This is a genomic window from Methylobacterium sp. CM6257 (assembly GCF_054611515.1).
The window spans coordinates 3764584-3790969 of sequence record NZ_CM137735.1; the positions used below are offsets into that span (position 1 = coordinate 3764584).

General features: G+C 58.9%; 21 protein-coding genes and 1 pseudogene. 13 read left to right on the forward strand and 9 right to left on the reverse strand.

Annotated features, from left to right (window positions below; all coding sequences use genetic code 11):
- Nucleotides 1-158 precede the first annotated feature (158 nt).
- Entirely contained in the window at nucleotides 159-761 is a 603-nt protein-coding gene (locus ACYCO6_RS18465; protein ID WP_459762002.1) for an acyltransferase, read from the reverse strand.
- A 351-nt stretch (nucleotides 762-1112) separates the two neighbouring features.
- On the opposite strand from ACYCO6_RS18465, the gene ACYCO6_RS18470 reads away from it, so the two are divergent.
- The 6 genes from ACYCO6_RS18470 to ACYCO6_RS18495 all read left to right on the forward strand — a co-directional run bounded on the left by ACYCO6_RS18470 (nucleotide 1113) and on the right by ACYCO6_RS18495 (nucleotide 5503).
- Nucleotides 1113-1643: a hypothetical protein gene (locus tag ACYCO6_RS18470; RefSeq protein WP_459762004.1), complete on the forward strand. Its 531-nt coding sequence runs from the start codon at nucleotides 1113-1115 to the stop codon at nucleotides 1641-1643.
- Nucleotides 1644-1762: 119 nt separating this feature from the next.
- On the forward strand, nucleotides 1763-2116 hold the full coding sequence (locus tag ACYCO6_RS18475; protein ID WP_459762006.1) for a hypothetical protein: 354 nt from the start codon (nucleotides 1763-1765) through the stop codon (nucleotides 2114-2116).
- Nucleotides 2117-2590: 474 nt separating this feature from the next.
- Nucleotides 2591-3379: a hypothetical protein gene (locus ACYCO6_RS18480; protein ID WP_459762008.1), complete on the forward strand. Its 789-nt coding sequence runs from the start codon at nucleotides 2591-2593 to the stop codon at nucleotides 3377-3379.
- Entirely contained in the window at nucleotides 3369-3749 is a 381-nt protein-coding gene (locus tag ACYCO6_RS18485) for a DUF5681 domain-containing protein (protein WP_459762010.1), read from the forward strand. Before ACYCO6_RS18480 ends, ACYCO6_RS18485 begins: the two co-directional genes overlap by 11 nt.
- Nucleotides 3750-3865: 116 nt before the next feature.
- A complete protein-coding gene (locus tag ACYCO6_RS18490) occupies nucleotides 3866-4852 on the forward strand; it encodes a hypothetical protein (RefSeq protein WP_459762012.1) in 987 nt (328 codons plus the stop codon).
- Nucleotides 4853-5134: 282 nt separating this feature from the next.
- On the forward strand, nucleotides 5135-5503 hold the full coding sequence (locus ACYCO6_RS18495; protein WP_459762014.1) for a ParB/Srx family N-terminal domain-containing protein: 369 nt from the start codon (nucleotides 5135-5137) through the stop codon (nucleotides 5501-5503).
- A gap of 26 nt (nucleotides 5504-5529) precedes the next feature.
- On the opposite strand, the gene istB is transcribed toward ACYCO6_RS18495, so the two are convergent.
- Nucleotides 5530-6399 (reverse strand): IS21-like element helper ATPase IstB, encoded by an 870-nt coding sequence (gene istB / locus ACYCO6_RS18500; protein WP_459761956.1) that lies wholly within the window; start codon nucleotides 6397-6399, stop codon nucleotides 5530-5532.
- The gene (istA, locus tag ACYCO6_RS18505) at nucleotides 6396-7661 is read right to left on the reverse strand and encodes an IS21 family transposase (protein ID WP_459761958.1); all 1266 of its coding nucleotides are present in this window, start codon (nucleotides 7659-7661) and stop codon (nucleotides 6396-6398) included. The genes istB and istA overlap by 4 nt, the downstream gene beginning before the upstream one ends.
- 243 nt (nucleotides 7662-7904) lie before the next feature.
- On the opposite strand from istA, the gene ACYCO6_RS18510 reads away from it, so the two are divergent.
- Nucleotides 7905-8729, forward strand: coding sequence for a DNA-methyltransferase (locus tag ACYCO6_RS18510; protein WP_459762016.1), 825 nt, complete (start codon nucleotides 7905-7907; stop codon nucleotides 8727-8729).
- A 215-nt stretch (nucleotides 8730-8944) separates the two neighbouring features.
- On the opposite strand, the gene ACYCO6_RS18515 is transcribed toward ACYCO6_RS18510, so the two are convergent.
- A complete protein-coding gene (locus tag ACYCO6_RS18515; protein WP_459762018.1) occupies nucleotides 8945-9904 on the reverse strand; it encodes a hypothetical protein in 960 nt (319 codons plus the stop codon).
- A 33-nt stretch (nucleotides 9905-9937) separates the two neighbouring features.
- Complete coding sequence (cysC, locus tag ACYCO6_RS18520) at nucleotides 9938-10618, reverse strand: adenylyl-sulfate kinase (RefSeq protein ID WP_459762020.1); 681 nt, start codon at nucleotides 10616-10618, stop codon at nucleotides 9938-9940.
- 865 nt (nucleotides 10619-11483) lie between these two features.
- Here cysC and ACYCO6_RS18525 point away from each other — a divergent pair.
- The 4 genes from ACYCO6_RS18525 to ACYCO6_RS18540 all read left to right on the forward strand — a co-directional run bounded on the left by ACYCO6_RS18525 (nucleotide 11484) and on the right by ACYCO6_RS18540 (nucleotide 14703).
- Nucleotides 11484-11927 carry a hypothetical protein gene (locus tag ACYCO6_RS18525; RefSeq protein ID WP_459762022.1) on the forward strand — a complete coding sequence of 148 codons (444 nt, stop codon included), beginning with the start codon at nucleotides 11484-11486 and terminating at the stop codon, nucleotides 11925-11927.
- On the forward strand, nucleotides 11927-12307 hold the full coding sequence (locus tag ACYCO6_RS18530) for an HNH endonuclease signature motif containing protein (RefSeq protein WP_459762024.1): 381 nt from the start codon (nucleotides 11927-11929) through the stop codon (nucleotides 12305-12307). Before ACYCO6_RS18525 ends, ACYCO6_RS18530 begins: the two co-directional genes overlap by 1 nt.
- Nucleotides 12308-12790: 483 nt before the next feature.
- Nucleotides 12791-13486: a class I SAM-dependent methyltransferase gene (locus ACYCO6_RS18535; protein WP_459762026.1), complete on the forward strand. Its 696-nt coding sequence runs from the start codon at nucleotides 12791-12793 to the stop codon at nucleotides 13484-13486.
- A gap of 248 nt (nucleotides 13487-13734) precedes the next feature.
- A complete protein-coding gene (locus ACYCO6_RS18540) occupies nucleotides 13735-14703 on the forward strand; it encodes a UDP-glucuronic acid decarboxylase family protein (protein ID WP_459762028.1) in 969 nt (322 codons plus the stop codon).
- Nucleotide 14704: 1 nt separating this feature from the next.
- On the opposite strand, the gene ACYCO6_RS18545 is transcribed toward ACYCO6_RS18540, so the two are convergent.
- On the reverse strand, nucleotides 14705-15613 hold the full coding sequence (locus ACYCO6_RS18545) for a class I SAM-dependent methyltransferase (protein ID WP_459762030.1): 909 nt from the start codon (nucleotides 15611-15613) through the stop codon (nucleotides 14705-14707).
- A 277-nt stretch (nucleotides 15614-15890) separates the two neighbouring features.
- Here ACYCO6_RS18545 and ACYCO6_RS18550 point away from each other — a divergent pair, with 277 nt between their 5' ends.
- On the forward strand, nucleotides 15891-16712 hold the full coding sequence (locus tag ACYCO6_RS18550) for a hypothetical protein (protein ID WP_459762032.1): 822 nt from the start codon (nucleotides 15891-15893) through the stop codon (nucleotides 16710-16712).
- Between the two features lie 52 nt (nucleotides 16713-16764).
- Here the strand turns inward: ACYCO6_RS18550 and tnpC are convergent.
- The 3 genes and pseudogenes from tnpC to ACYCO6_RS18565 all read right to left on the reverse strand — a co-directional run.
- Nucleotides 16765-17580, reverse strand: a pseudogene (gene tnpC, locus ACYCO6_RS18555) (IS66 family transposase); the annotation flags it as partial.
- 63 nt (nucleotides 17581-17643) lie between these two features.
- Nucleotides 17644-20703, reverse strand: a complete 3060-nt coding sequence (locus ACYCO6_RS18560; protein ID WP_459762034.1) for a glycosyltransferase — start codon at nucleotides 20701-20703, stop codon at nucleotides 17644-17646.
- Between the two features lie 243 nt (nucleotides 20704-20946).
- Nucleotides 20947-24900, reverse strand: a complete 3954-nt coding sequence (locus ACYCO6_RS18565) for a hypothetical protein (protein WP_459762036.1) — start codon at nucleotides 24898-24900, stop codon at nucleotides 20947-20949.
- Nucleotides 24901-25208: 308 nt separating this feature from the next.
- Between ACYCO6_RS18565 and ACYCO6_RS18570 the strand changes: the two genes are divergently transcribed.
- Nucleotides 25209-26167 (forward strand): IS630 family transposase gene (locus ACYCO6_RS18570; RefSeq protein WP_459762038.1). Its coding sequence is split into 2 segments (ribosomal slippage): nucleotides 25209-25551 and nucleotides 25551-26167, totalling 960 coding nucleotides; the frame shifts between segments, so codons are not numbered across the junction.
- Nucleotides 26168-26386 lie beyond the last annotated feature (219 nt).

A 26386-nucleotide genomic window follows, 5' to 3' on the forward strand; every position in this document is an offset into this window, starting at 1 on the left:
AGGGTGTGGCATCGCGCCGAGCGAGGCGCCGCACGGCGGCTCATCGCCCTATCGGAACGCGCGCGCCTGGTAAATATCGGTGCTCGGCTTTCACGGCATGGCGAGGGGCCTACCGCGAGCTTGGTCCTCGCTTTGCCCCACAAGCCGCCTCTTGGCTGTCAGATCAGGTCTGCGCGCCAAGTGACGTCCTCCCGCACGATGCGCGCGGGATTGCCGGCGGCCACGCAATTGGGCGGCACGGTCCCGGTGACAACCGCGTGCGCACCGATGACCGCGTTATCGCCAACCACGGAACCCTTGAGGAGCGTGGCCTGATTGGCGATCCAGACGTGATTGCCGACGCGGACGGGCTTGGCCGGATTCAACCGTGTGCCGGTGTCCCGGGTAACGATCGAGTGGAAGTCGGTTGTCGTCATCCAGACGCCGGCGGCGATGGAGCAGTCCGTCCCGATCTCGATCGCCTGCGCCTCGATGGGATTGAGATGGACAAGACCGGTGAAGCCCGTCCTGTCACCGATACGGAGAGTGGAGCCGGTGCCGACATAGATGTTGGCCACCGAGAGGCGGACGTGCTCGCCGACGTCGAACCTGCAGTTCGAGTCGATGACGATGTGCATGTCCTTGTCCGAGACGCAGCCTCTCCCTATGCGGATGTAATTGTTGTGGCCGTTGATGTAGATTTTGCCGGCTTGGTTCTCCTGGTCGCGCGGATCGATGTCGACAATGTTGTCCTCGCCATTGTCAAAAATATTCAAGGGCATGAATGACTCTGAAATGTTATTTATGGGCCGTGGGCGAGGTGATCGGCATCGGCAGCCAGCGTGCTGCGCCCTGAAGCCGCGGAGAAGAGCCTCATCTCGTATGCCGTACCGGTTCCGGTATCAGCACGACGGGGCTGAAATCCATTGCCATCCGGACGCTCCGCCGACGACAGCCGGAACCGGCAGAAGCGTTTCCAAATGTCTCTATGCCATGGAGCGCTGTCCCTACAACTCGGGCTGCATCTCCGAGGGTCCTGAAGCGAAGTCGGCACACCTTGGACCGCTGTTGACGCTCGAAGGGCCTGTGACCTATGGCCCCGAACGAGAAAATTTAGACGATGAGGCCATCCGATGGCTGAGGACAACACCCTGTCGAAGGCTCTGGTCGACGTGCGGGCGCGCAGGGCTGCTCTCCAGAGCGATTACGAGCGGATCGCGGCGGAGCTGACGAAGCTGCGTGCTGCCGAGGCTGCCCTGACCTCGATTGTGGAAGGCGTTCCGCTGGAGGCTTCCGGGCTCCTTCACCCGTCCGAGGGATCGCGGGCGCCTGCCGGCGAGCGGGCCTCGTCCGGGCAGGGCGGCCGGCGTGGGGCCCGCGGCCCGCGGGCGAACTCGGCCAAAGGGCGGCTGAAGGCCCTTCTCGGCAGCGCTGGCCCACAGGGCCTGTCGCATGCCGAGATCGCCGAACGGCTGCCGGACGTCGCGCCGAACACCCTCAATACCTACCTGAGTATGATGGTAACGGGTGGCGAGGCTGTCCGGAACGGCGACTTCTTCACCGCCGCGGCGGGGTCGGAGGAGGAGCCTGAAGCGGAGGCCGATCCGTCCGACGAGTCCTCGGCCGACGAAGATGCTCATCGCGATATTGAAGCGGCGGAGTGAGCGGCCTTCAACGGTCAGCGGCCGTTCCCACTATCTGAAGCCACGCCTCGCGACCGGCGCGCCAGCCTGCTACCATCTCCCACCGCTTGGTCGAAGCGGCATCATCAAGGCAGTGCGCCATGCGGTCGATCCTCTTGCTCTGCGCTCTCCTGCTCCTGCCCAGCCAAGCATGGGCACTGTGCCGGTGTACCTGCGTCAGGGGCGTGATGCGGCCGATCTGCCAGCAGACCGATCTGGTCGAGCCGATCTGCCAGGGCTTGTGCGAGGATCAGATCCGACCGGAACGAGTGGTAACGCCTCTGGCCGGCGGCAAGCCGGTGTTCGAGCCGGCCCAGCCGACAAACCCGGCACCTGGAGGCCTCGCCTCGCCGGATCTTGACCTGAACTCGAATCCGAACGGCACGCAGCTGGGGACCCCGAGCCAGCTCTCCGGCAGCGTGGATTCGGCCCTCTCCGCTCGCGGCGGACGCTGAACAGAGATAAAGCCTCGCGGTGAAGGTCGTATCGAGCCTCCGCCCAAGCCGGCCTGATCCTGCTCTGCGCGTCAGGTCAGCGACGACATCTGCCGGATGATCGGCAGCATCAGTGCGCTCGGGACGGGAATGATCGTGCGGTCGACCGCTCGCGCCCTCTGTCCGCCCGCTACGAGCGATGAGGCGGTGCCTATCAGGCCTTCACTCCCCCTCGTCTACGTATTCATTACCTAGGGCCAAGCCAAACGTTCGCGTCAGGCCTGCTCAACAGGGAACTGAGCGCCAAATCGCGTTTCTTTGGCAACGGATCAGCCGGTAGAACGGCGATAATTCAAGCACTTAACTTCGAAATTGCCGTCATGCTGGTGTAGGGAATTTTCCCGTTTTAGCAGGGACTCAACTGCGCGTTGTCAGGGATTTGCTAGCGATCGGATGCGACCGGCCGGTCCTATTGAAACCGCGATCGGTGTCTATATGTTCGACGCCATGACCGTGACTCGCCAGCAGGCTATCCAGCTCGTCTATGCGCTTCTGTATGAAGCGTCAGACACAGCGCACCTGCGCCTCGATAAACCGATCCCTCCCCGGCTGGCCGCCAGCGTCAGGCGCCTTCTCGACGAGGACGTCGCGCGTGCTCGCGCCAGCCAAGGTCTGCATCCAGCCTGTATCCCAGCGTTCTACGACGAACTGCCGGCCGGAACAGGCCATGAGGTCCAGTACACCCCTTTTCGCGTGTTTAACCTCGCTATTGCGCATGAACTGACCCGCTCCGGCTTCAAGCAAGGAGAGGTTATTGAACTCGTTGCCACGATCCAAGACAAGCTTAAGGGTGCCTTTGAAAAGGCTAATGTTGATCTACAAACACGCGGCCGTACGATTTTTACGCAATCCAACGCGTCTGACCAAGGCTTGTCGCTGCGAGAGAGGCGGAATCTCCGGAAGATATTTCTCTTCTTGCGTCGCGTAGAGGCGACCGAGGATGCTGTAGCATATTTTGGGCAGTCACTAAGAGAAGGCGAGCGGCTCAACTGCGTTGAAACTCTGGATGGGTCTGAGAAGCTCGGAATGTTCCTTTCGGAGGAGCTAGCCAACGGAACCTTCGGTGCATTCGTGATGGAGCTGTCGGAGCTTGCCGTCCGCGTCACCGAACTCGTTCAACACGCACCGGTGCGCAAGCGCGGGCGTCAACCGACCCAGCCACCGAGCAACTGGAGCGATGTCGTAGCCCAGTTCCGCGTTCGGGATCGCGACTATGGCAGATGATGGATACGAGGTCGGCTACGGGAAGCCGCCACGCCACACACGGTTTAAGCCGGGCGTTTCCGGGAATCCGCGTGGGCGTTCGCGACGTTCGAAGGACATTGATACATTATTCGAGCAACAACTTGATCAACTCGTGACGGTTACGCGTGAGAGCCGGAAAGCACGCATCACCCTGCGCGAGTTGGTCGTGATGAACGTCGTGAAGGCGGCGGCGAACGGCGATTCACGCGCTCGAGAACTTGTTTTTCGGCATATGCGCGAGAGCGGCAAGCCTGATCCGTTTGGGGCCAAGCCCTACGACCGCAAGATCCTAGCTGAGCTCGCTACCACACTCGCTCCGCTCGATGCTGATGACACATCGGAGGCGTGACGATGGATTCACTCCACGAGCGGCTCTATCGCAATGACCTCGCTTCTTTCACCAAGCTCGCATTTCACGAGCAATTTCCGCACCATGATCTCGGCACCAGCTGGCACATCGACGTCATGGCCGATGCGCTGCAGGGCTGTCTCGATCGCGGCACCACCCGCCTGCTCCTCAACGCCCCGCCGCGCAGCCTCAAATCGCATTGTGCCTCGGTCGCGATGGTGGTCTTCGCCCTCGGTTGGGATCCGAGGCGCAAGATCATCGTCGTCGCCGGCACGCGCGCCTTGGCCGCGGAGCTGCAGCGCCGGGCTGTCGCGCTGATGCGCACCCAGCGGTGCCGGGTTCTTTTCCCGCACCTGCGGCCAACCGTGACCCCTGGCGAGATCATCCTGCCGCATGGCGGCGGCATTCTCTACCGGGCGGTCGGCCAGAGCCTGATCGGACGCGGTGCCGACCTCATCGTCATCGACGATCCGATCGCGCCGCACCGAGCTCAGGACGACGCGGAACGTGACGGTGTCAACGCCTGGTATGACGACGAGATCGTGCCGCGGCTGAATGACAAGGCCGGAAGCGCGATCGTGCTCGTGATGCAGCGCGTGCACCTGGACGATCTGACGGGTCACGTCCGCAGGCGCCAGGTATGGACCGAGGTGGTGCTGCCGGCCGTAGCCCTTGAGGACGAGGCGTGGCCGCTCCAGCAGCGGCGCACCGTGATGCGGCGGAGGGGAGAGCCGTTGCTGCCGGATCGCGAGGGGACAGAGGCCCTGGTCGCGATCCTGCGCGAGATCGATGCCTACAATTTTCGGGCGCAGTACCTGCAGCGGCCGACGCAAGCGCCGGGGCTTGAGCGCGTGGGATGGTTCTGGGCGCCGCGGCCGCCCGGCTGGCAGCCCGGGATGTCCACGGGCGGCGGTGCGTTCCGCAAGGTCCGCGAGATCGACACCATCCTGTACGACGCCTTCGGCATCGGGGAGCCACTGCCATACGCGGGCGCGTCGCCCTACAGCGACGCCGAGTGGGAGGCCGCGCTGGTCATTCAGCAGTGGCGGCTCGTGGCTGAGGCTCAGGCCGATCGGCGCCGGCGAGAAGCACAGGGCCGATGATGATCTTGGGCACCCAGGCGGTCGGGGTGGTCGGAGGCCGGGGGGCCGTCTAATCGGCCGTCGGTGAAGCGCGCGAAAGGGAGAGCGGTCATGGGACGTGCGACGCGAGACCGCTTAGGTGGCGCTGACCTCTTGGTCGGCTCTCTGCACGGCAAGAGCCGTCGACGTCGGGCGGCCCTGGATCGGCCCGCTCCTGCGGCGGGCCGCGTGCGCAACGACTTGGCCCCGAGCCTCGCCTTGGTCCAGCGCCCACCCGGGGCACTGACGGTACCGGCCCGCGCGGTGCGCAAGCGCGACGCTGCCCAGGTGGAGCGCGTGGCCGCCTCGATCCGCGCTCTCGGCTTCTGCGATCCGGTGCTGATCGACGCGCAGGATCGCATCCTCGACGGCGTGGCCCGCGTCGAGGCGGCGAAGCTCGTAGGTTTGCGCGTCATTCCCTGCATCGTCGCGGACCACCTCACGCCGAGCGAGCAGCGCGCTCTGCGGCTGGCGCTCAACCGGCTGCAGGAGCGCGGCGGCTGGGACTTGGACGAGCTGAAACTGGAGTTCGAGGAACTCGCGCTCGAGGATGGCGCGCTCGAAGTGACGGGCTTCACCGAGTGTCAACGGGCACCGAAGTCTCCGCAATTATGGGCATCGAAAATTCCCTGATCGGCGGGTTTGGTGGTCGACGGTGATCAGCCGGCGCTGTGATCGAGGGTCGCGCTCTTTGGTGGCCGGCCACGGCGGCGTGGAGGGGGCGGTGGGGTGATGAGTGCCTTCGAGCGGACGTGCTCGGGCACAAGTTCGCCATGCTGGCGCAGCCGGTAGCTCGCTCCTTCGATCTGAACGACGACGGCGTGATGAAGCAGGCGGTCCAGCAGAGCCGTGGCCACCACGGGATCGCCAAATACCTCTCCCCATTCGGCAAAGCCGCGGTTCGAGGTCAGGATCATCGCGCCCTTCTCGTAGCGCGCGTTGACGAGCTGGAAGAACAGGTTGCCCCCACCCGGAACGACGGGAAGGTACCCGATCTCGTCCACCACCAAGAGGGAGGCCCGACTGAGGTAGCGGATCCGCTCGCGCAACGCGCCGTCGCGCTCAGCTTTGGCCAGCGAAGCGATCAGATCAGCCAGCGTCGAGAACACGACGCTGCGCCCGGCCTTTACCGCCTCGACGGCAAGCGCCGTGGCGAGATGGCTCTTGCCGGTGCCGGGCGGGCCGAGGAGATGGACGACCTCGGCCCGATCGATGAAGGTCAGTTCCGCCAGCGCCATGATCCGCTCCCGGTCGAGGGAGGGCTGGAAAGCGAAGTCGAAGCCCGACAGCGTCTTGATCGTGGTCAGGCGTGCCACGAGCAGGGCGGTCTTCACCCGGCGGTTCTCGCGCAACGTCAGTTCTTCGGTCAGGATCTCGTCGAGGGCAGAGATGCCGTCGATCTCACCCTGTTCGATGCGCCGGATCGCGGCGTCGAGGACTTCCAGGGCGCGCGGCATGCGCAGGCCGACCAAGCTGCGCTTGATGCTGTCCAGGGTCGTGGTGGCATGGGAGGGGGCGGCGCGGGTCATGACCGGCCCTCGATCCCGGCGGCGAGCCGCTCGCCGACGGCCTGGTAGACCGACAGCGAGCGCCGGGCGACGTGATCGCCCCGGCAACCGATCGTCAGGCTGTCGGGATGGCCGTGCCGCATGGCCCGAGCGGCCGCGCCTTGTCGATGGTCGGGATCGACGCGGTACTGTCGCCGGCCCTCCAGGATCGGGTGGCTCGCCACGAGCCGGCCGCCGTCGAGGATACGGATCGTGTCGGGCAGCTGGTGCACCTCGACGACCCGCCGCGTCCGGTCCGGCACGCTGTAGTAGTTGCCGCCGATCGAGACGAGGCCGTCATGGCTGACGCGCCGTTCCAGCTTGAGCAGGGCATTGAAGGGCACGGCCGGCAGCGGCTGCAACTCGGGCTTCTCGGCGGCGAAGGCCTCCGAGACGATCCGCTGCGTGGTGCCGTGCAGGCGAACGTTGGCGACGGTGTCGAGCCAGACCTTGAGCTGGAGGTTCAGGTCGTCAAGGTTGCGGAATGAGCGGGCCAGGAAGAAGTCCTGGCGGATGTAGGAGAACGGCCGCTCGACCTTACCCTTGGTTTTGGCCCTGTAGGGGCGGCAGGCACGCGGCAGGAAGCCGTAGTGTTTGGCCAGCGCCAGCAGGGATCGGTTGTAGACGATGTGGCCGTCCGCTTCCTCGCCGGTGACCGCGGTCTTCATGCGGTCGTAGAGGATCTCGATCGGCACGCCGCCCATCGCGGCAAACGCCTGGATGTGACAGCGCAGCAGGGTCTGCAGGTCCTGATGCAGGACAAAGCGTGCCTCGATATGCCGGGAATGGCCGAGCACGAGCGAGAACAGCCAGACGATGCAGGTCGCGCCCGGTGTGTCCGTGAAGGAGACCTCGAAGCGGGCGAAGTCGACCTGCGCCTGCTGGCCGGCGGGCGTCTCGAAGCGAACCTCGTAGGGCTGGGCCTCGGGCGGCCGGATCGCGGCCACGAACCGCTTTACGGCGGTGTAGTCCCCCGTATAGCCGCGCTCCCGCAGCTCGCGGGTCAGGCGCACGGCGCTGAGATCAGGAAAGGCGGCGACGCGCTCGCGCAGATAGACGAGGTAGGGGGCGAGCTTGCTCGGGCGTCCGGCTTGGCGTGGACCGTAGGCGGGCGGTTCGAGGCCGCGCGCGATGTACTTGCGGACGGTCTTTGGATCGCGCCCGGTCCGGCGGGCGATGGCGGTGATCGACAGACCCTGGCGGTGCAGGTCGAGGATCATGAGGAGTTCTCCCAGCAGGACCATCCTCGTCGCTCCCGGCCGATACGCATCGGCGGGCATGATGGCGGAGGATGGATAAGCCCGGGGACGCGGGGTGCCCGCCGCGCACTCAGGCCAGGGCACCAACCAGGGAATTTTCGGTCCCCACAATCAGGGAGTATTCAACGCCCACTGACAACCGAGTGCGAGATCGACCAGGTCCTCCTGGAGGATGAGCCCGAGACCGTCGAGCCCGGCCCGCTGACACCGTCGGCGGACGCAGCAGCGGTGGCGCGGCCGGGCGATGTATTCGTGCTCGGTCGGCACCGGGTGATCTGCGGGGATGCCCGCGATCTAGCCGTGCTGGCAGCACTCATGGGAGCGGAGCGTGCGCGCCTGCTCCTGACGGACGAGCCTTACAACGTGCCGATCCGCGGGCATGTGACGGGCGGTGACCACCGCGAATTCGCCATGGCCAGCGGTGAGATGAGCGAGGCGGAGTTCCGGACGTTCAACTTGGAGTGGATCGGGACGGCTCTGCCCCACCTCGTCGAGGGCGGCGTGTTCGGCACCTTCATCGACTGGCGCGGGCTGCACGTGGTTCAACATGCGGCGGCTGCGTTGGCCCTGTCGCCGTTGAACTTGATCGTGTGGGCGAAGACGAACGCCGGTATGGGCAGTTTGTACCGCTCGCAGCACGAGCTGCTCCCTCTGTTCAAGAAGGGCGAGGAGGCGCACGTTAACAACGTCGGCATGGGCCGGGGCGGCCGCTGGCGCTCGAACCTCTGGACCTATCCCGGGGCCTCGTCGCTCGGATCCGGCTCGCGGAAGGGCCTGCAGGATCATCCGACGGTCAAGCCGGTCGCGTTGCTCGCGGACGCCTTGCTCGATCTCACGGGGCGAGATGAGGTCGTCCTCGACCCGTTCCTGGGCTCGGGCTCGACGCTGATCGCGGCCGAGCGGACGGGGCGACGGTGCTACGGGGTCGAGATCGACCCGCATTACATCGACCTGATCGTGAGGCGGTACGAGGAGGTGACGGGCGGTCGTGCCATCCGTGAGGCTGAAGGATCGCACCATGGCCAAGCGGATTGGATCGTTCCGACACCGTGATGCCGGTCTAACCTACCGACGACGTCCTCGGATTGTGACGGCTTCGTAAGCCGAAGCGCGGCCCACCTTCGCCGGCAGCCTCTGCGCGTAAACATCGCCGCCTCTTTCGTTCGCACTGTAGATCACAAGCACTTAGAATAATATCTAACTGTTTGCGGGCGTCCACGCGACAACTCTTCCGCTACTCCCACTTTCTTCGAACAGACCGTAAACGCCTACTTTCTCTGACTATAGGCCGGACGTTGCAGCGCAAACTCGCGCATCTCTTTTAAGAAGTCAGGATTTGCCGCCCAAAAATCTGGTCGAATGTATGAGTAAGACTTCTCTCGTATATGAAACAATCGGCCTCCATCAAACCCTTCGATGCGATCACCCCAGCGCGAAATCAGGATGTCCTCAATCCCGGAGAATTCCTTTCGGCCGTAATCCAAACTAAATTTTTCCGAGAACTCACCAGATCTCTCGACAAGCTCAGCACGGACTTCATGATAGTCTGGTGATTGGATAACTCCCGCGCCCCAAAATCCGTGCATATTCCAGAAGCGGATCATTTCGCAGTCTAAATGATCGTACGAACGATTGCTTGCCGTTAGTGCCTCAACCGGAAGTTCAAGACTGAGAAAATCGCACGCGAACTGTCTTGCGACGTCAGGAATATGGTCGTATCGAAAAATTCTGATCGCATCCCTGCCGAAAACAGACGCCCAACCGCTAAGCAAGGTATCTGGGACAAGCAAATGCAAGTGTTGCGGGGCGAGTAGGCAGGCGAACGAAAATTCTAATAACGTCTGCGTGCTACCATGCTTGATTTTCTCCTGCCACCATGATTGCAATAGTGACAAGATATCCCGCTGGTAGTATGCAATGGTTACGTTTGCATCTGGAAGAGCCTTTCGCAGCCTCCGCATGCCTGCGTCCGGCAGATAGCAAAGCTCCTCGCTGGACAGTATACACGTCTTGGCTGTGGACTTGAGAACCTTGAGCATTTCGGAAAATTCTGGTCGCATCGGATCGCAGGCCAGCTGGGCAAACGTATGCTGCCCAATTTCATCTGGGCTTACGAACGGGTAAACAAACTCACAATCTTTCGCAATAGACTGAGAAAACAGCATCCGCTGGATGGCTGTTGTCCCGGTCTTATGCGGCCCAATATGTAATACGATATTTCCAGTCATATTTGAGAGTCGTAAAGGATTTATACTACAAGATCAATAATACAGCCAGGACGGTGTCTGAGTGCCTACTTTCGAACTTGTTGTTCTGGCATGGTCATCGTTCGCGGCACTTAACCTCAACAGCGCTTCGATTAGCGGCTGCGCCGAGGCTATGACGGGCCGACCCGCTGTGGCGAGGGTCAGATCTGGCTGAAGCGGAGCCTCATAGGGAGCGGAGATGCCGGTAAAATTCGGGATCTCACCCGATCTCGCGCGACCATAGAGGCCCTTCGGGTCCCGCGCCTCACAAAGCTTCAGGGGGGTGTCGATGAAAATCTCCAGAAACGGGATATCACCTGCAGTTGTCCTCGCAGCCTCTCGCTCCGCACGGAACGGCGAGATCAGCGACACGATTGTCACAAGACCGGCTTCTGCCATAAGTCTAGCAGTCTCCGCAGCACGGCGAACGTTCTCAGCTCGGTCGGTATCCGTGAAGCCGAGATCTTTATTCAACCCATGCCGAAGATTATCTCCATCAAGCACCATGGTAGCTATTCCGGACTTTGTAAGCTCCCGGTCGACCGCATTGGCAATGCTCGACTTGCCTGCGCCAGAAAGTCCGGTGAGCCAAGCAATAACAGGTCTCTGGCCGAGCGCGCGCCATCTATGCTCACGCGGCTGCAAGGCCTGCCAAGTCAAATTACGATCAGTTCCTGTACCTTGCGGCCGATCCACGGCTTGTCACCCGGCGTCAATGGTCTCGAGGAATAGCTTACACAGATTTGTGGTCAGCTGTGTGGCCACAACGTCACGTTGATGTTCAATATGCGGAGGGAGCGGCCCATGCGTGCCTCCATGGCCGGCGCTATGGGTGGACCATATCGGTCAGGGCAATCGCTGCCGATAAAAGGAGCAGCAAGTAGGACGGTGGTAATCCCAGAAGTGCTCCCGACCCACCTCCCTTCCGGGTCAGTGTTGAGTTTCGGCTCATGACCCTCCACCATCCCACGTGTATATTGCAATCAGTTGCGAAATAATCTGCGCAAATCGCGCATAAAAATTCCTGCCGAAAAATCGCAGCTGACGTCGATCTAGACTGGACTGCTGCGGCCAACGGAGCGTCAATGCTCACAGAGCGACGCACTCAGAACCCGAGTGACAGATCCGATGGGTCGGAAATCTAAGCTGCCAAGCGCTGGGCTGGCTTTCATTATCACGCATCTGCGCGCGATAAGCGTTCGCGGCGGTGAGTCGATCGTGCGCGACCTAGCCGCTGTGACCGGTGGCCGGGGCTGGTTCATGCCCTCGGGCTGACGCTGAGCAGCCAGCACGCCTGAGAGCAGCGGCGTGCGTGCCTCAACCCCGCCGGTCCCACGGGCCGACAGCGGGGTCGGGTTGGTGGCGGGGCAGGTCCCGCCGACGACTCGGAGCACAGCATGCCTTCTCCTACTCAGGGTCACATCCAGACCCTCTCCTCGGTCCCAGCGGGCTTTCAGCCGGCCCCCTGCCCTGCTGGATCCCCCTCAACCGCGCATTTGCACTCGCGGCCGTTTGACGAGCCGCGTGTCGCCGTCATCCCGCTCAGCGCGTGAGGGCGACGATGTCGAACCGCACCATCTCCTGGGCGGCTGCCCTGCGCGAGTTGAAGGCTGACCGCGCCGTCCGCAGCACTGTGCGCGAGGAGCGCCTGCGCACGAAGGCTGGCCTGCGCGGCGCGCCTGCTCTCGCCATGAGTGTTTGGCGTGGGCGCTCCGGCCGCCGCTACGTCGTGGTCATCCAACCGCTTGACGCCCCCGACCTCGTCGCCGAGCAGGCGGCGGTCACCCTCGCGGTCGCTCGCGATGAGCACGGGCAGGCCTCGATTGTCGCGGCCCGCGCCTGCGAGGCTGGCGATCCCGGCTTCCTCGGCTGGCTTGCCGCCTGTGCCGGGCTCGGTGCGCGCGAACTGCACGCCTACCGGTTGGCCGAGACCCGGTCTGAGCGCGCCGAGATCGCCGCTGACCTGGGCGGGCCAATAGCAGACATTGCTGCGGGGGTGGCGTGATGGCGCGACGGGAGTTCAGCAAGGCGGTGCTGCGCGCCGCCCTCGCCCGAGCTGACGGGCGCTGCGAGGGGCTCCTCACGGACGGCAGCCGCTGTCCATGCGCGCTTCAGGTCGGGCGGTTCCACTACGACCACATTGTCCCGGCCGCGCTGACGGAGGACGCCTCATTGGAGAACTGTCAGGTGCTGTGCCGACCCTGTCACGCGGCCAAAACGGCGGTCGACGTCGGTTTGATCGCCCGCGTTCGGCGGGTGCGCGACCGGCACATGGGCATTAGGGACCCGCACCGACGCCCGCTGCCAGGCGGCCGAGCGAGCCCGTACAAGCGCCTCGTCGGCGGTCGAGTTGTCCGACGCGACACCGGGGAACCTCCCGGTTGACGCTGCCAGCACCGGCCCGGTGTAAAGAGGTGTCTCGGATCAAATTGGCTCCCTCCGTGTAAATCAAGCAAGGGTCGGGAGTGCTTCACACCCTTGTTCGAGACATATGTGATCGGTCCCAGGGGATTACCCGCTGTAACCCCGACAGATCCTCGCGGGAAATCAGCCATTTAAACAGACGCTACTGAAGCTGAAATCTCCAGCTGCATCAGGCCGGCTAGGGCGAGATTTAGGCCCGGCCGGTCCATAAGGCGAAAATCATCTAACGCAGTCTCAATCGGATTCCTTTCGTTGCGGAAGCTGCCAACTTCGCGTAGCCCAGTTCTGGTCCGGCCTTTACACCATCGGTAGAAGGGCCCAAGCACCCTCCGCAGTGTGGCCTCATACCCCCGCTCGTAAACGCATGGGAGATACCTGACACACTTGCTCAATGGTTACGCACCTCCGACAGGTTATAAGTTCGCAACAACCGAGGATACGATAATGTTTCCGTTCCACCACGAGTTTTTGCAGTTTTTGAAGATCATACTTCGACCATCAATTTACCTGGAGATAGGAGTTGCAACCGGAAGAACATTATTCGACGCGCCGCGTGCCGATTTGTTGATCGGAGTGGATCCCGAATTTAATATAAGTGAAAACATTCAGTTTAGCTGGCATGCGGCTCTTTTCAGGATCGGAAGCGACGAGTTCTTTGAGAAGAAACAAATACAAAATGTAACGGGCAAACCTGTCGACTTCACTTTTGTGGACGGGATGCACCATGCTGAGTTTGTAATCCGCGATATTCGCAATGCAGAATCGATATCCCATAATAAAAGCGTAATTGCCGTCCACGACATCTACCCGAAGACGGCTCAGGAGGCATCTCGCGAGCAGAACGTAGGAGCTTATTGGATGGGCGATGTATTTAAGGCGACGCACGTATTGAGAAAATTTCGCCCTGACTTGAAAATCGTATTGCTCTCCGATATTCCGCCCTCCGGTATGGCCGTAATCTATAATTTGGATCCTGACAATAAAGTATTATTCGAGAGATATGACGAAATCTTAGATGCGATGGCGGCATTGGATTACGATTGCGATTTTTCGGAAGTAGTTCTGCCGACCTTTTCAACAACGTCGTCAGAATGCTTTAAGGTGCTTGTCGAGGATTTATTTAAAATGCGACGTTACTAACCCTATCCAACGTCGACATGCTGAGGCAAATTCGCCTCAATCACCTCAAGCCGCCGGGTTTAAGAGGGCCGGGGTTAACTCCCGCGCCCGACAAAACTTGCCTCTACGCCGCAGAGCCCCGATCGTTATCCGACATTTTGTAAATTGCGATCTGCCGAGCCGAGTCTAATCTAGAACGCGGATACAGGTGATCAGACGCGGCCCGTTCTGAACACGCGGAAGCGACAGCAGCCGAGGGAGATTATGTTTTGAAAAACTTAAGGATCTTAGTCACTGGAGGTGCGGGCTTTCTCGGGTCGCATCTAAGCGAGTTATTGCTCCAGCAAGGCCACGAGGTACTCTGCGTCGACAATTTCTTCACCGGCCGCCGACAGAACATCGTACATCTACTCGACGATAAGCGATTCGAGCTGCTACGACACGACGTGACGCACCCTCTCTCGGTTGAGGTCGATGAGATCTACAATCTCGCCTGCCCGGCATCGCCAATCCACTATCAATTCGACCCAGTTCAAACCACAAAGACCAGTGTCATCGGAGCGATCAACATGCTTGGCCTTGCCAAGCGCCTGAAGGTAAAGATCCTTCAATCCTCTACTTCGGAAGTCTACGGCGATCCGCTGGTGCATCCGCAACCGGAGAGCTACTGGGGAAATGTCAATCCACTTGGGCCACGTTCCTGCTATGATGAGGGTAAGCGGTGCGCAGAGACGCTGTTCTATGACTATAATCGGCAGCATGGAGTTCCGATTAAAATCGTGCGGATTTTCAATACGTATGGACCGCGTATGCAACTGAATGACGGGAGGGTGGTCTCAAACTTTATAGTGCAAGCTCTAAGAGGGAGGCCGATCACAATTTTCGGAGAGGGGCAACAGACGCGTTCGTTCTGTTATGTGGACGATCTAGTAGTTGGGCTTAACAAAATGATGGGAACTGACCTCGGCGTGACTGGCCCAATCAATCTAGGTAATCCCGGTGAGTTTACAATCCGGCAACTTGCCGAGGTCATCATAGATATCGTTGGGTCGTCCTCTAGAATAGTCTATGCATCCCTACCAGTAGACGATCCTAAGCAGCGCCGGCCCGACATCAGCCTGGCGCAACAGACTCTCGACTGGACCCCCACGATTCCACTGCGAGAGGGCCTCGCAAGAACCATAAGTTATTTCGAAAAATTGTTGTCTACGGCTGAGGCGGCGGATTCGAGCGTATAAACTATAGTTTCCGGATTAGTAGCTGCCGCCCAGTTTCAATCACCTCGAGATCGTCATCAAAGATCTTTACAAAGCTGTCTATTGCATGGACAGAGTCTTGATTCGGGCGCTCGGGAAAGCGGAAATCAACATCATCGAAAAGTATAAAGCCATTTGAACTGGTAAGCCGCCAGCAGAGGACGGCATCCTGCAGAACATACTTCGCCTCGTGTGCCCCATCTATATAGCAAAAATCAAATTTTTCATTATGAAGCGCCATCAAAACGTCCTGCGAAAATCCCTTGATCTTTCGGACGGCTTTCTCGAACCCGCTGGCGCAGATATTGCGGTCAAAGATTTCTTCGATAGTGACGCCCAAACTGTCGATCCAGGGCGCGTGTTCTGAGCTGCCTGCGAACGTGTCTATACAGGTCAAGGCTCCACCACGTGGTCCTACGACGTTATCCAGCAGCCAGGTAGCTGAGCCTCCCTGCCAGCTTCCGATCTCCAGGCACCGAATAGGCTTTTGAGTGATGTAGTGGCCGAACCACTTGGTCCAGTTTGTTATATTAGGGGCGAAAAAGTCGTGCGTGAAAGTATAGCCCTTTATTTTGCTTTCTTTCCAGCCCCAAAGACTATGAGCTTCACGGTACGCTATCTCTGCTTTCGACTTTTCGCCAATGTTCCGGTAGATCGCGCCCAAGTTATAGTATATCCAAGGCTGAGACTGACCTTTTGCTATCTGCTGCTCAAGAATCTCAGCTCCGCGGGCTGCGTTGCCGAGTTGATCGAAGCATTGAGCTTCAATGATCGCAACGAACCAGGCTTGCTCGATCAGCTTCGCGCGTTGCGCTTCAATCGCATCTAATGCTCTTTGTGGATCGCCTAAATTCATTACCGAATGGATTTCGCTTGCAAGTTCCCAGCTCAACGAAATTTCCTCCCTTTCTCATGTTGCACCAAGCTTCCGCACGGTATAAGGATGCGATCAGGTTCGCTGCAATTTCCTTGTAACAGCCAAGCGTGGTGTGCAGCAAGCCGAATTCTCTTGCTGATGGCCGTAGGACAATCTCAGGCTAGCCCACGCAAAAGAGCGGATAAGAGCTGCTATATATATGAATATATTGTTTGTCTCTGGCGGCGAGGTGGAAGATTATCAGTGTGACATGCTATTGCATGGCCTCCGTTCTGTGTACGGAGATGGAGTCGTGGACGTCGCTCGTGTCCGGCATATGTACCGGGCGGACATGCCTGAAGGCAGCGTTCAGAAATCGGCGCTCTATGGGAGTGGGTTCACTATATTCGGACTGCTCGACGACGACTGCCGCGTGGACCGAAGCGACGTCGTTGCAAAAATTCGCAACAGGTTTTTTGATCTCGTTATTTTCGGAAGTGTAAGACGCTGCACTGCATACATTAACGAAGTTCTCGCAAATTACAGTAGCGAAAAAATCGTGTTTGTTGATGGCGAGGATGATCAAATAGTTGTGACCAGCCTGCTCGGCAGAGGGCTTTATTTCAAAAGAGAAATGGCTGAGCCCTTTAGGACTGGCTTCCCTATTCAATTTGCTATTCCGGCGGAGAAATTACTTGGCGAGGTCCCTAAAAAAATAGCAAGCCGAGCACATATCGACCCTCGAGATCGAACAACATATATCTTTGATAATGAAAGGGATTATTATTCTGACTACTCCGCGAGCCTGTTTGGCACTACGATGAAAAAGGCAGGCTGGGATTGTCTGCGTCATTATGAGATTATGGCAAATCGTTGCATTCCGGATTTTATTGATCTAGAGAGCTGCCCCGCTTGGACGATGTATTTTATGCCAAAGTATGAACTTATCGAAATTAGGCGCTTGATCGGGTTTCATGGCGTCGAATATTTTAGTACTAGTTGCGGATTTCAGATTTGGAAAGAATTTGAAGATCGAATCTTCTCAAGACTCCGTAGGTACATGACGACGGAGGCACTCGCCAAATACGTCGTTGAGACGTCGCTTAGCCCGGGGTCCCACTATGGTTTAAGCTAAGCATAATCTTGTCGAGATTTCGCTAATCTTCTCTCACAAGGTGGTTTTCGTAGATCTCAGTCTCGATCCGGTAGAGCGCGGCGATGCGGGAGAGCGTCTCCGTGGCGATCGGCGAGGCGGCAGCGAGGTCATAGAACTGCCGACGCACATGGCTCCAGCAGCAGGTCAGCCACTGCGCCGCCTTTGGCCAGCGTCTCGTAGCTGTGGCGGCGTCGACCTGGAGCACGCCTGCAAACCCGCAGAGATGCGCGATCGGCCGTCCGGCCTTGCGGTCGGGCGCGTAGACGTAGGCGACGCCGGGCGGATCGGTCCCGCCCCAGGGCCGGTCGTCGCGAGCATACGCCCAAAGCTGGCCGGTCTTGGTGCGGCCGCGGCCCGGATCGAGCACCGGTGTCGCGGTCTCGTCGGCAAACAGCTTGCCCGAGCGCTTCAGCGTCCCCAAGAGCCGCTCGTGCACGGGCCGGAGGAGGAAGGCTGCGCGTCCGACCCGGTCGGCCAGCGTCGAGCGGTCGAGGCTGACGCCACGGCGGCCGAAGATCTGCCCCTACCGGTAGAGCGGCAGGTGGTCGGCGTATTTGGAGTCGAGTACCTGCGCGACGAGAGCGTCGGTGGATAGACCGCCCTCGATCAGCCGAGCCGGTGCCGGGGCCTGCACGATCGCGTCCCCGCAGGCCCGGCAGGCGTAGCGCGGGCGGCGGATCACCAGCACCCGGAACTGCGCCGGCACCATGTGGAGGCACTCAGAGACGTCCCCACCGATCCGGTGCAGCGTGCCCGACCAGCACGAGCAGGCTGTGCAGCCGATATCGACGAGGGTCTCGACCTGCGGCAGGTGGGCAGAAAGAGCGCCACGATTCGTGCGGCGCTTGTTCCACCGGGCCCACCCTCGGCCCTTCATACAGTGCGTCCTATTGAAATTGCGTCCAATGCCTCACCTAACGGAAGAAACATCGCCATTATCCTCCAAGATTGAACGCAACAGCGTTTTCCGCCTGTGCGCGTGGCGCTTTAGCCATGTTTCATCGGCAACATTAAGTGAAAGGCGGCAGAGATCCATACAACGCCGCCAGGAGTAACGTTCCTCAACAAACTCATAACCGGTCGTCTGTAGGCTTCGCCATAATTCTTGATCTGTATACAAGCGAAGTATCGCATCCGCGAGTTCCTGGGACGTCTCGCCCGATAGAAAATGAACTCCATCTTCTACCCCGACCCCCTCGCTCGCAATCGGCGTCGCGACGCAAGGAACACCGTGAGATAGGCTCTGGATCAACTTACCTTTAATCCCGGCCCCGTATCGCAATGGTGCAACAAAGACCCGGGCTTGTGCAAACCACGGGCCAAGTTCCGGGACTTGTCCAGTAACTACAACCCGATCTCCAGCCAGGGTCTCGATCTCAGGCGTCGGATCCGCCCCTACTATAAGGAAACGACTGTTTTCCGGAAGTCTGCCAGCAAGCAACGGCCAAACTTCATTAACAAAGTATCTCACGGCGTCCTGATTTGGCAAATGCGAAAACCCGCCGAGAAACATAATGTCCATGCGTTCGTCAAATTTCCTCTCATTTCGAACTACATCTGCGATATAAGGGAAAACTATAATGTTTTTAAGCGGCAGCTGTTCTTCAATTACCTTCTTTTCGACCACCGTATGCACTATGTTGCAGTCAGACCGGGCAATCAATGCGAGCTCTTGTGTCTGGGTGATGGCCGAGGAGAAGAGACCTTCTTTGTCACCAACTAATTCGGCCTCGCGCTGCTCGCGGAGATAATGCAGATCAACATTGTGAAAGATGATCCGAGACTTAGGGAGGCGGCTACGGATTTGGTCATAAATCTGTGACAGGACCGTATGTCGGAAAACGAGTACAAAGTCAAAGTTGTTCCTGGCGGCGATAACTTCGGCGAAATCTTTTATGTAGGGATCATAGAGATATTCGATCCCATTCTTCTGCAATGGAGCAGCATATGCCTCCGACCATCGGTATGAGTGCTGCGCCACGAATGTAATCTCGAACCCGAGCTCTTGGAAAGCGGCTAACATTTTAGCTGTAATAAACGAGCCTGAGTCCCTATCTGGCATCGGCAGGAGCGCATCGACCACGAGCATTCTACGCTTTACGAGGCGATTCGCTTCCTCATCCGGCCGTTCAGCGTTTGGTCGAAACTTTGCAAATTCGCTTGCAAATCGCTTCCTCAAGCGTCGCATATTCTGGGCCTGGAATGCCTTGATTCCAGAACGCTCGTCGCGACCGTGGGTTTTGCCTTCGTAATGAATTACGCGCGAGAATGGCTGCATCCATACCTCGCGGTCTGCGGCTCTGACGCGGAAAGCGAGATCAGCATCTTCGGCGTAAGCAGGACGATAAATTTCGTCGAATCCACCAAGTTCGTCCCACAGATTGCGCCATATTGCTATCGAAGCTCCAGAGATATAGTCAACACGACGAGCGAAACAGTATTTCGGCCGATTTGGGTCGTCACCACGGCCATAGTTCCAGGCGCTGCCATCCTGCCAGTAGATCCCGCCCGCCTCTTGGAGTGATCCATCGTCGTTGAATAATTTTGACCCTACAACGCCGGATTTAGGCCGTCGCTGCAATGTATTAAAGATTTCATCGAGCCAACCCGCGGCGACGCGCGTATCACTGTTCAGCAAGATGGCGATCTTTCCATTCGATTTGGCAACACCATCGTTGCATGTATCGATAAAACCGCCGTTCTTTTCTCTTCGATGGTACTGGATCCAGGGAATGGAAAGTAGTTGCTCCGATTCGGTCCGATCAGGAAAGGCGTCATCGATTACTATGACCTCGACCGAGCATTGCGCCTCTTGGCGAGCAAGTGAGTCAAGACAACCCAAAAGAAAATGCAATTGGCCATAAACCGGTATTATGATGGACACGTCGGGCCGGAACTGGTCAACCTCGAGCTTGATATTCGAGGTCGCTAATTCCGTGACAGCATCGCTGAAATAGGGACTCGTCCCGTCTGATTCAAATGTAAAACCAAAACGTCCGAAAAAAGCGCGTCCGGCGATGATATCGAACCAAATTGAGTCGTCCGGCAGCGGCAACGCCCCCTCGGTTTGGATCCATCGGACCGGAGTATCATCGCTCTGGACGAAACGTCCTTCGGCATGACCCCAATCGATAAAATGGAGGAGAGGAATGCAATCCACACGTCTTAGGTCGGGGAAAGATGCGATGTAATTTCGAACGAAAGTGACCTCTGCAGGTTCGAGATGGAGCTCATAGCCGCGCACGAGATAATGAAGGACAGGATCAATCCCAGCGTGCCGCACGGCAGGACAGCGTCGCAGGTAAAATGCCTCGTCGAACAAACCGCTCTTGCGCACGCGCTCCGCAGCAGCGTGTCGCTCAGAGCGCCGGAGTTGACACGGAGGGAGTTCGTCCCCTTGACCCTGACCTAAAATGTAAAAGTAGCAGGCTGGCTCCACATCAAGTTCGACGACGTGAGGATAGCTAGCGAGATATCGGTTAGTGTCGAATTCTGCTGACGGGCGTCGACGCTGCCGCCAGCCGATGGTGCAGTAATGCTCCAGCGGATCTACTTCGCCGAACGAGATTTCTGGATTAGCGAGTCTGTAAAATTCCGGGTCAAACAGTTCCGAATGGAGCAATACCGCTTTGATAAACCTGACCGAAAAACCTTGGGAGAGTGGGCGAAGCAGGCGTCGCTCCCTAATGCCGTTCTCAACCCAATGAGCGAGCGGGTCGGTCGTTGTCGGGTCCAGATCTGGGTTGGCGGCAAAGTACGCCGCATGATCGAAATCCTCGGATATCGACCTCCTTTCCTTCCAGCCATAGCGAAGATAGTGCTCCAGAGGGTCTAGTCCTCCAGCTGCCACATCAGGGTTGATTTCCAGATAGTGGGCCGAGCTGAATAAGCCCGAAGCCTCGATTTCGCGCCGTCGCCGCGCGTGCACGGCGAGTAGAGACTCTGTCTCGGCTTCTCGGACTGCTCGCATCTAAAAATCTCCAAAAATCAACTCTGACTAAAAGGAAGCACGCGTATCACAGACATTCTCTCTTGCTAAGACAAAAATTAGGCCGTTTTGCCAGTGCGCGGCTTCCTACTTTTGAGAACGATAGCGTTGAAATACCGGAAGGAAGGAAGATCATCTTTGGTCCAGTTTGCTGATATGCAGCCAATTTGGAGCTGAGGAGAATGCTTTAAGAATGCGTCGAAATAGCTCTGGCTTATCTTTCGTTCAAGGAAGTTTCATATACAAAGTCAGGTTCTCCGGTCTCTCCATGAGCGCTTGTGATGAGAGCACGGGAAACTCCTGCCAAAGTCGATCGATGGTGTAACTCTCGAGATCGAGATCACGCATAAGTCCAGTGATCTCTTGAAGATTTTTACTCAGAGTATCGGAACCCGGGTCCAGGTTGGTGATACCGACGAGTCCGGTAGGTGCGCAATCCAGAACGAAGACTTCCAGATCGGGACGGAAGTTTTTAAGTACCGGAATAATCTTCCATACATCACCAGTCCAGGCATGTTGCCATATGCCTTCATCTTCGCGCCCAACCTCGTGAGTACGGAGCGCCATGCGGTGGTTGGACGGAAGGCAGTCATGCATGAAGATTACTGAACGCGGTCGCGACGCGCGTTCCGTATTTATAAAATCCTGTAGCAAATACTCGGCTCTATGCATTCCGTCGAGAAACGAGATGTCCGGCGGGCCACCCAATTCCTTGACAAGGTTGTATTGTGAAAAGAAGTCGTCTGACGGCATTTGGAAGAACGATATACGACGCCTTGGGCCAATTACATCGCTCTCGAGCTTGAAAAGAGGATCGACGCATACTGCGTCGCAGGAGAATTGCCTAACAGAACGACCCAGTTCGGTTCCAATCTCAAAATAGCGCTTGGGGCGTAGAGTTTGATTGATAAAATCAAAAAAGTCGGTGTAAAGAGGGCCTCGCGGCTCCAGTGGATCCGGTAAAATTGTGACGTTCGGCAGGTACGTTGCGATGCGCGAAGACGCAGGGCGAACGTTTGTGGAATTGGGTGTTGTATCCATAGTGTGCGGTTCCATCTCTCGGCCCGGTTGTGCGTTGGTGTGCGATTGAAAGAGTGTAGGCGTGGCTTGGCCTCTCTCGGGGGAGCGACTCAGCGTTCTTTCAAGAAACTCGACGAATAATGCCGCTGCCTCGTTGATGTCAGTGATCTTATAGTTCTCGTGATGTAGCAACTCTCCGTATTCCGTGCGGACACCTGGTTCTTCGTCTTGGATGAGTGAAAGCGGTAGATATGTTGGCGTGGTCGCGATTTGCGATTGTGCGGCGACCCACGGCGCTGGATTTACCGCCGTCATAGATCGATTGGTATGTACCATGCCGGGACAGTCGGTAAACCAGCCAATTTTGTGCTGGACCGTGCCGTGATGACAGAAATAGATCGAGGCGCGCTGCGCGAGAAGGATGCTATCGGATATGGATAGTCCGACGGCGAGCAGCACAGTGCTGCGCCGGCCAAAGCAGGTTTCTTCGATGGCCTTACGAACGGCCTCCGCAGTCTGTTTGTCCTCGGCTGCAATGGCTCTGTCCCGATCGCGATCGCGCTCCGGCAACTGCTCCCAATCAACTGAGAATGAATGGCCGTCGATCACTATCGCTCCGTCGTCAAAGCGGCTGAGAAAAGCCGCTCCGATGTGCGAAAGTAATTCCTGCTGGTTTGTCGGCGTTCGGTTGCGAGTACGAACGCTCATCCAAAGTATCGGACCGGCTACGTTAGACAGCTCGGTATCGAGGTGTTGGGCGGCGGGCGTAATTACATCTGCAGCTGAGCCCAGGATGCGTTGGACGAGCGAGCGTTGTAGTCGATAGCCCGCGAGTGCGACCAGGGTGCGGCCGCTTCGGTTGTAATTCGGGAGTTCTGCGTCTTTGACGCGGTCAATTGAGGAGAAATTTAGCTCGGGAAATATCTTTTCAACTGGGCCGAGCGGCGTGTTGCTGACGATTAGCTCGCGAGGTCCGAGTGGGATTTTAAACCTGACGAGATCTTCGAGGGAGGACAGCTGATTCCAGGCATGATGAGCGAAATTGGAGTCGCCGGTTACGAGAATCGCGGGGCTGTCGGATGCCGTGGGTTCCCAGTCGCGTGCCCGGATCTCCCTTAAGGCTTCATCATAATGCTTTGGTGAAAATCCCCAGTCTGTTCGCTCGATTTCTAGCCAGAGGCGCTGCCTGGTAAATATTGCTGCACAAATTGGATACCCTCGGCCGAGATCGCCTGTTCCAATCCATAGATCTGGCTCATCGGGAAAGCAATACAGTGTGGCCTTGTCTTTCAGAATGAAGGAAGAGCCGCTGCGGATCGGAGCCCCGGTTATAGGCGAGACAAGCGTAAAGCTTCCAGTTGTGATTAGTTCATGGCAGTAACGACGTACATTCTGTCCTACTGCAGCAGCCTGACACGACATTGTGCTGGCGTGGAAGCGTTCAAGATAGGGAAGATGATCGATGAGGGCGGGAGCGTTCCGCGCAACGTCCTCGGCCGTTGTCAGATCAACGATGGCGAAGTTTGAGCTGGGTGGTAGTGGAAGCTTGTCGCCAGATGTCGTTGTGCTCGTGCTATTCCGATTGTTTGTCGACTGGCTGGACTCGAGCGTTGCGGCAACAACGGTCATCGACACCAGTCCGAAGCTCAATGGCCGCCGATCGGGTCCGCCATCGATGTCGGGACGTCGCGCTCTCGAGACGGTAAATTCGATCGTTAGCGTGGCCGCGCTCGAGTTGCTCGGCTCTATCGGGAGTACGGTTTCTACTCCGCTGCCCATTTCCGCATGCACGATGGTCGCACTGCGCCTGCCGTTGATCGAGACGATCACCGTTTGTGCGACGCCGTTTGGAGGCACATATCCGAATGTAAGGAATTTGAGCGCCACTGCGTCGGGAGGTACGGCAAAGCTGAGCGCGCTTTCCGTTCCGTAGGCCCAGCAGCTCGTCTCCTCGGGATCGCACCATCCCCACCGCCTTATCGCTCGTCCGACCTCGTCGGGCGCGCCGAACCTGACGACATCCCCGCCCGCGACCCTTATCACCGCAGACGGGGGTGGTGAGTCATAAGGGACGTAGATCTGGCAATCGGCGAGGCTTGGCACCGGAATTTCGGCTGCTGGATCGCGGACCATGCGTTCTGGCGTGCGTTGACCGAAGCAACGGGGTGCAGACGGGCAAGTTTTAGATGTCGTAGCGCGCATTACCGCCATCATTTGCGTCGGGCGGATGACGGCAGCTTCGAGCAACCGGTCCTCGGCTGCTTGTAGGGCGAGTACGAACTGGGCGTCGGAGACTTCACTAGGCTGAAGGTTAAAGCCGAATCTTCGGTCAATGAAGATGTCAGTTAGCCCGCCCCACGCGAAGAATTTTTCGAATTGGAACCGCTCCATTAGAAGCGGCAGAATATCCTGCGCGCGGACTCCCTCGAAACCCTCGATCGAACAATCCCAGTCATTAAACCAGAGATCGTCACGCTGTTGAGATCGGTCGTATCTCAGGCGCTCTGGGAGTTGGGGCCATAGCTGACGCAATGGGCCTAAAATCTCCGGCCAACGCATGTGGCCGTTGCGGCCAATCATGTCGAAGGTAACGAAGGTACCCTCGGGGTGCATATGCTGAAGTACCCCGTCGAAGAGTTCTTCTAGGCGGACCATGTGGTGCAGGGAGTGATGCGCCATAAAGCCCGCTACAGGCGCCCTCAACGAGAGCGGTGCGTTGAGGTCCGCGATCTCTATTCCAACCTTCGCACCGAGATCGGCTCTTTCGATCTCGGCTTTTCCTCTCTCGGCGAGCACTGGCGATAATTCGAGACATCGAATGCGAAAGGGATATAGATCAAGATCGCGAGCGAGCTTGGCTACTTGTATCTCGACGGCACCATCCCCGGCGCCGAGACTGACGATCTCCTCGATCCCAGTTCGCTGTGCGGCTGCGGCGAATTCGCGTGCGTAGATTTCGTATACGCCTCTTGCGCCTGTCACGTGTTCCAGGCGTGGCTCCAAAATTGTGCCATTCAGCCAATCTGCAATTGGAGGCATGAGATGAATGGGTGTGTCAGCGTGCTGGTCTATCTGCGCTTGGACTTGGCGCTGATACTCAGCTTCTGGAGAGCTAATCCTTGTAGACATGTCGCTCGCGCCAGGATGTGGGGAACTCATTGACCCAGGATCTCCCGTCACCCGATCTGCGGGCCACCAAGAGAGATGGCGCGCGTTGCGTCTTTGCCGGCCCTCTTAGGATCCGGCGGGGGACGCTGGCAACCCGTATGGGGCATTCCCCCTGCGATCGGCATTGTCTCGGAAGGCGCGGTCCTCAAGGCTTGAGACCGTACACAGATCCGGCGGCCCGGCTCGCGATCGGGCCCCGGATGGGGGCGAGCGGCGACCGAGAACGCCCCCTAGAGCCGGTCCCGGGCTGATGGCGACGGATTAGCGGCTGGCGCGTTGCCGGGTGAAGGAGCGATCCGATGCCTTCACCTCTGTCGGTCGACTTACGCGAGCGTGTGGTGGCTGCCGTGGCGGCAGGTGCCTCGTGCCACCGAGCCGCAGCTCGCTTTGGGGTCAGCGTGTCCAGCGCCAGCCGCTGGTCGCAGCGCTCGCACCAAGAGGGCCATGTCGCGCCCAAGCCGATGGGCGGCGATCACACCTCGAAGCGCATTGAGGCGCATGCCGCGCTGATCCTGGCGGCCTCCGAGCAGGAGCCGCGTCTCTTCCTGCGCGAGTTGCGCGACCGACTGGCTGAGCAGGGCGTCCAGACCAGCACAAGCGGCCTGTCGCGCTTCTTCCAGCGACACGCGATCACCTGGAAAACGGGGCGACGTTCGCAGCTGAGCAGGAGCGTGAAGACGTAAGAGCGGCCCGCGAGGCGTGGTTTGAGGCGCAGCCCGAGCTCGATCCGGACCGGCTGGTGTTCCTGGACGAGACGGCGGCGGCCACCAACATGGCGCGGCGCTCCGGCTGGGCACCACGCGGCGAGCGCTGCCGGCTCGCAGCCCCACTGGGCCATTACAAAACCACGACCATCACCGCCGCCCTGCGCACGAGCGGGCTGTGCGCCACCGCGCTGCTGGACGGCCCCACGAACGGCAGGCGCTTTTGCAGCTATGTCACCGAGACCTTGGTCCCGGACCTGCAGCCTGGTGACATCGTCATGGACAACCTGCCAGCCCACAAGGTCGCCGGCGTGCGTGAGGCGATCGAGGCCGCAGGAGCTCGGCTGCTCTACCTTCCGTCCTACAGCCCTGATTTCAACCCGATTGAACAGGCCTTCGCAAAGCTGAAGGCGCTGTTGCGCAGCGCGGCAGCCCGCACGATCCCAGATCTCTGGGCGGCGATCCGTCAGGCCTTCACGCGCTTTACGCCGCAGGAGTGCCGCAACTACCTCGCCGCAGCCGGCTACGAGAACGACTTGGCCGTCGCTACCTGACCGGGAACAGCTCTAGCGTCGACCAACGCCGTCAAAAAGGATGGTCCCGCTCCTCCGAGCCAAGACGCCCTCAAGCATGAGGAACCAGGGTGCAGGCGCCCAGGCGCGCCGACCGGATGTGAGGTGATGCGGTCGTGGCGACTGCATCGGAGACAGGCTCGGACCGCACTCAGAACCAGATCGAAACGAGCAGGGAGATGCCCTTATCCTAAACCACCC

Bases quoted from the DNA above. Each gene is read 5' to 3' on its own strand.
- ACYCO6_RS18560 (WP_459762034.1), bottom strand. From the start codon at position 20,703: ATGCGAGCAGTCCGAGAAGCCGAGACAGAGTCTCTACTCGCCGTGCAC.
- ACYCO6_RS18515 (WP_459762018.1), bottom strand. From the start codon at position 9,904: ATGACTGGAAATATCGTATTACATATTGGGCCGCATAAGACCGGGACA.
- ACYCO6_RS18475 (WP_459762006.1), top strand. From the start codon at position 1,763: ATGCGGTCGATCCTCTTGCTCTGCGCTCTCCTGCTCCTGCCCAGCCAA.
- ACYCO6_RS18530 (WP_459762024.1), top strand. From the start codon at position 11,927: ATGGCGCGACGGGAGTTCAGCAAGGCGGTGCTGCGCGCCGCCCTCGCC.
- ACYCO6_RS18485 (WP_459762010.1), top strand. From the start codon at position 3,369: ATGGCAGATGATGGATACGAGGTCGGCTACGGGAAGCCGCCACGCCAC.
- ACYCO6_RS18480 (WP_459762008.1), top strand. From the start codon at position 2,591: ATGTTCGACGCCATGACCGTGACTCGCCAGCAGGCTATCCAGCTCGTC.
- istA (WP_459761958.1), bottom strand. From the start codon at position 7,661: ATGGTCCTGCTGGGAGAACTCCTCATGATCCTCGACCTGCACCGCCAG.
- istB (WP_459761956.1), bottom strand. From the start codon at position 6,399: ATGACCCGCGCCGCCCCCTCCCATGCCACCACGACCCTGGACAGCATC.
- ACYCO6_RS18490 (WP_459762012.1), top strand. From the start codon at position 3,866: ATGGCCGATGCGCTGCAGGGCTGTCTCGATCGCGGCACCACCCGCCTG.
- ACYCO6_RS18470 (WP_459762004.1), top strand. From the start codon at position 1,113: ATGGCTGAGGACAACACCCTGTCGAAGGCTCTGGTCGACGTGCGGGCG.
- ACYCO6_RS18565 (WP_459762036.1), bottom strand. From the start codon at position 24,900: ATGAGTTCCCCACATCCTGGCGCGAGCGACATGTCTACAAGGATTAGC.
- ACYCO6_RS18465 (WP_459762002.1), bottom strand. From the start codon at position 761: ATGCCCTTGAATATTTTTGACAATGGCGAGGACAACATTGTCGACATC.
- ACYCO6_RS18525 (WP_459762022.1), top strand. From the start codon at position 11,484: ATGTCGAACCGCACCATCTCCTGGGCGGCTGCCCTGCGCGAGTTGAAG.
- ACYCO6_RS18535 (WP_459762026.1), top strand. From the start codon at position 12,791: ATGTTTCCGTTCCACCACGAGTTTTTGCAGTTTTTGAAGATCATACTT.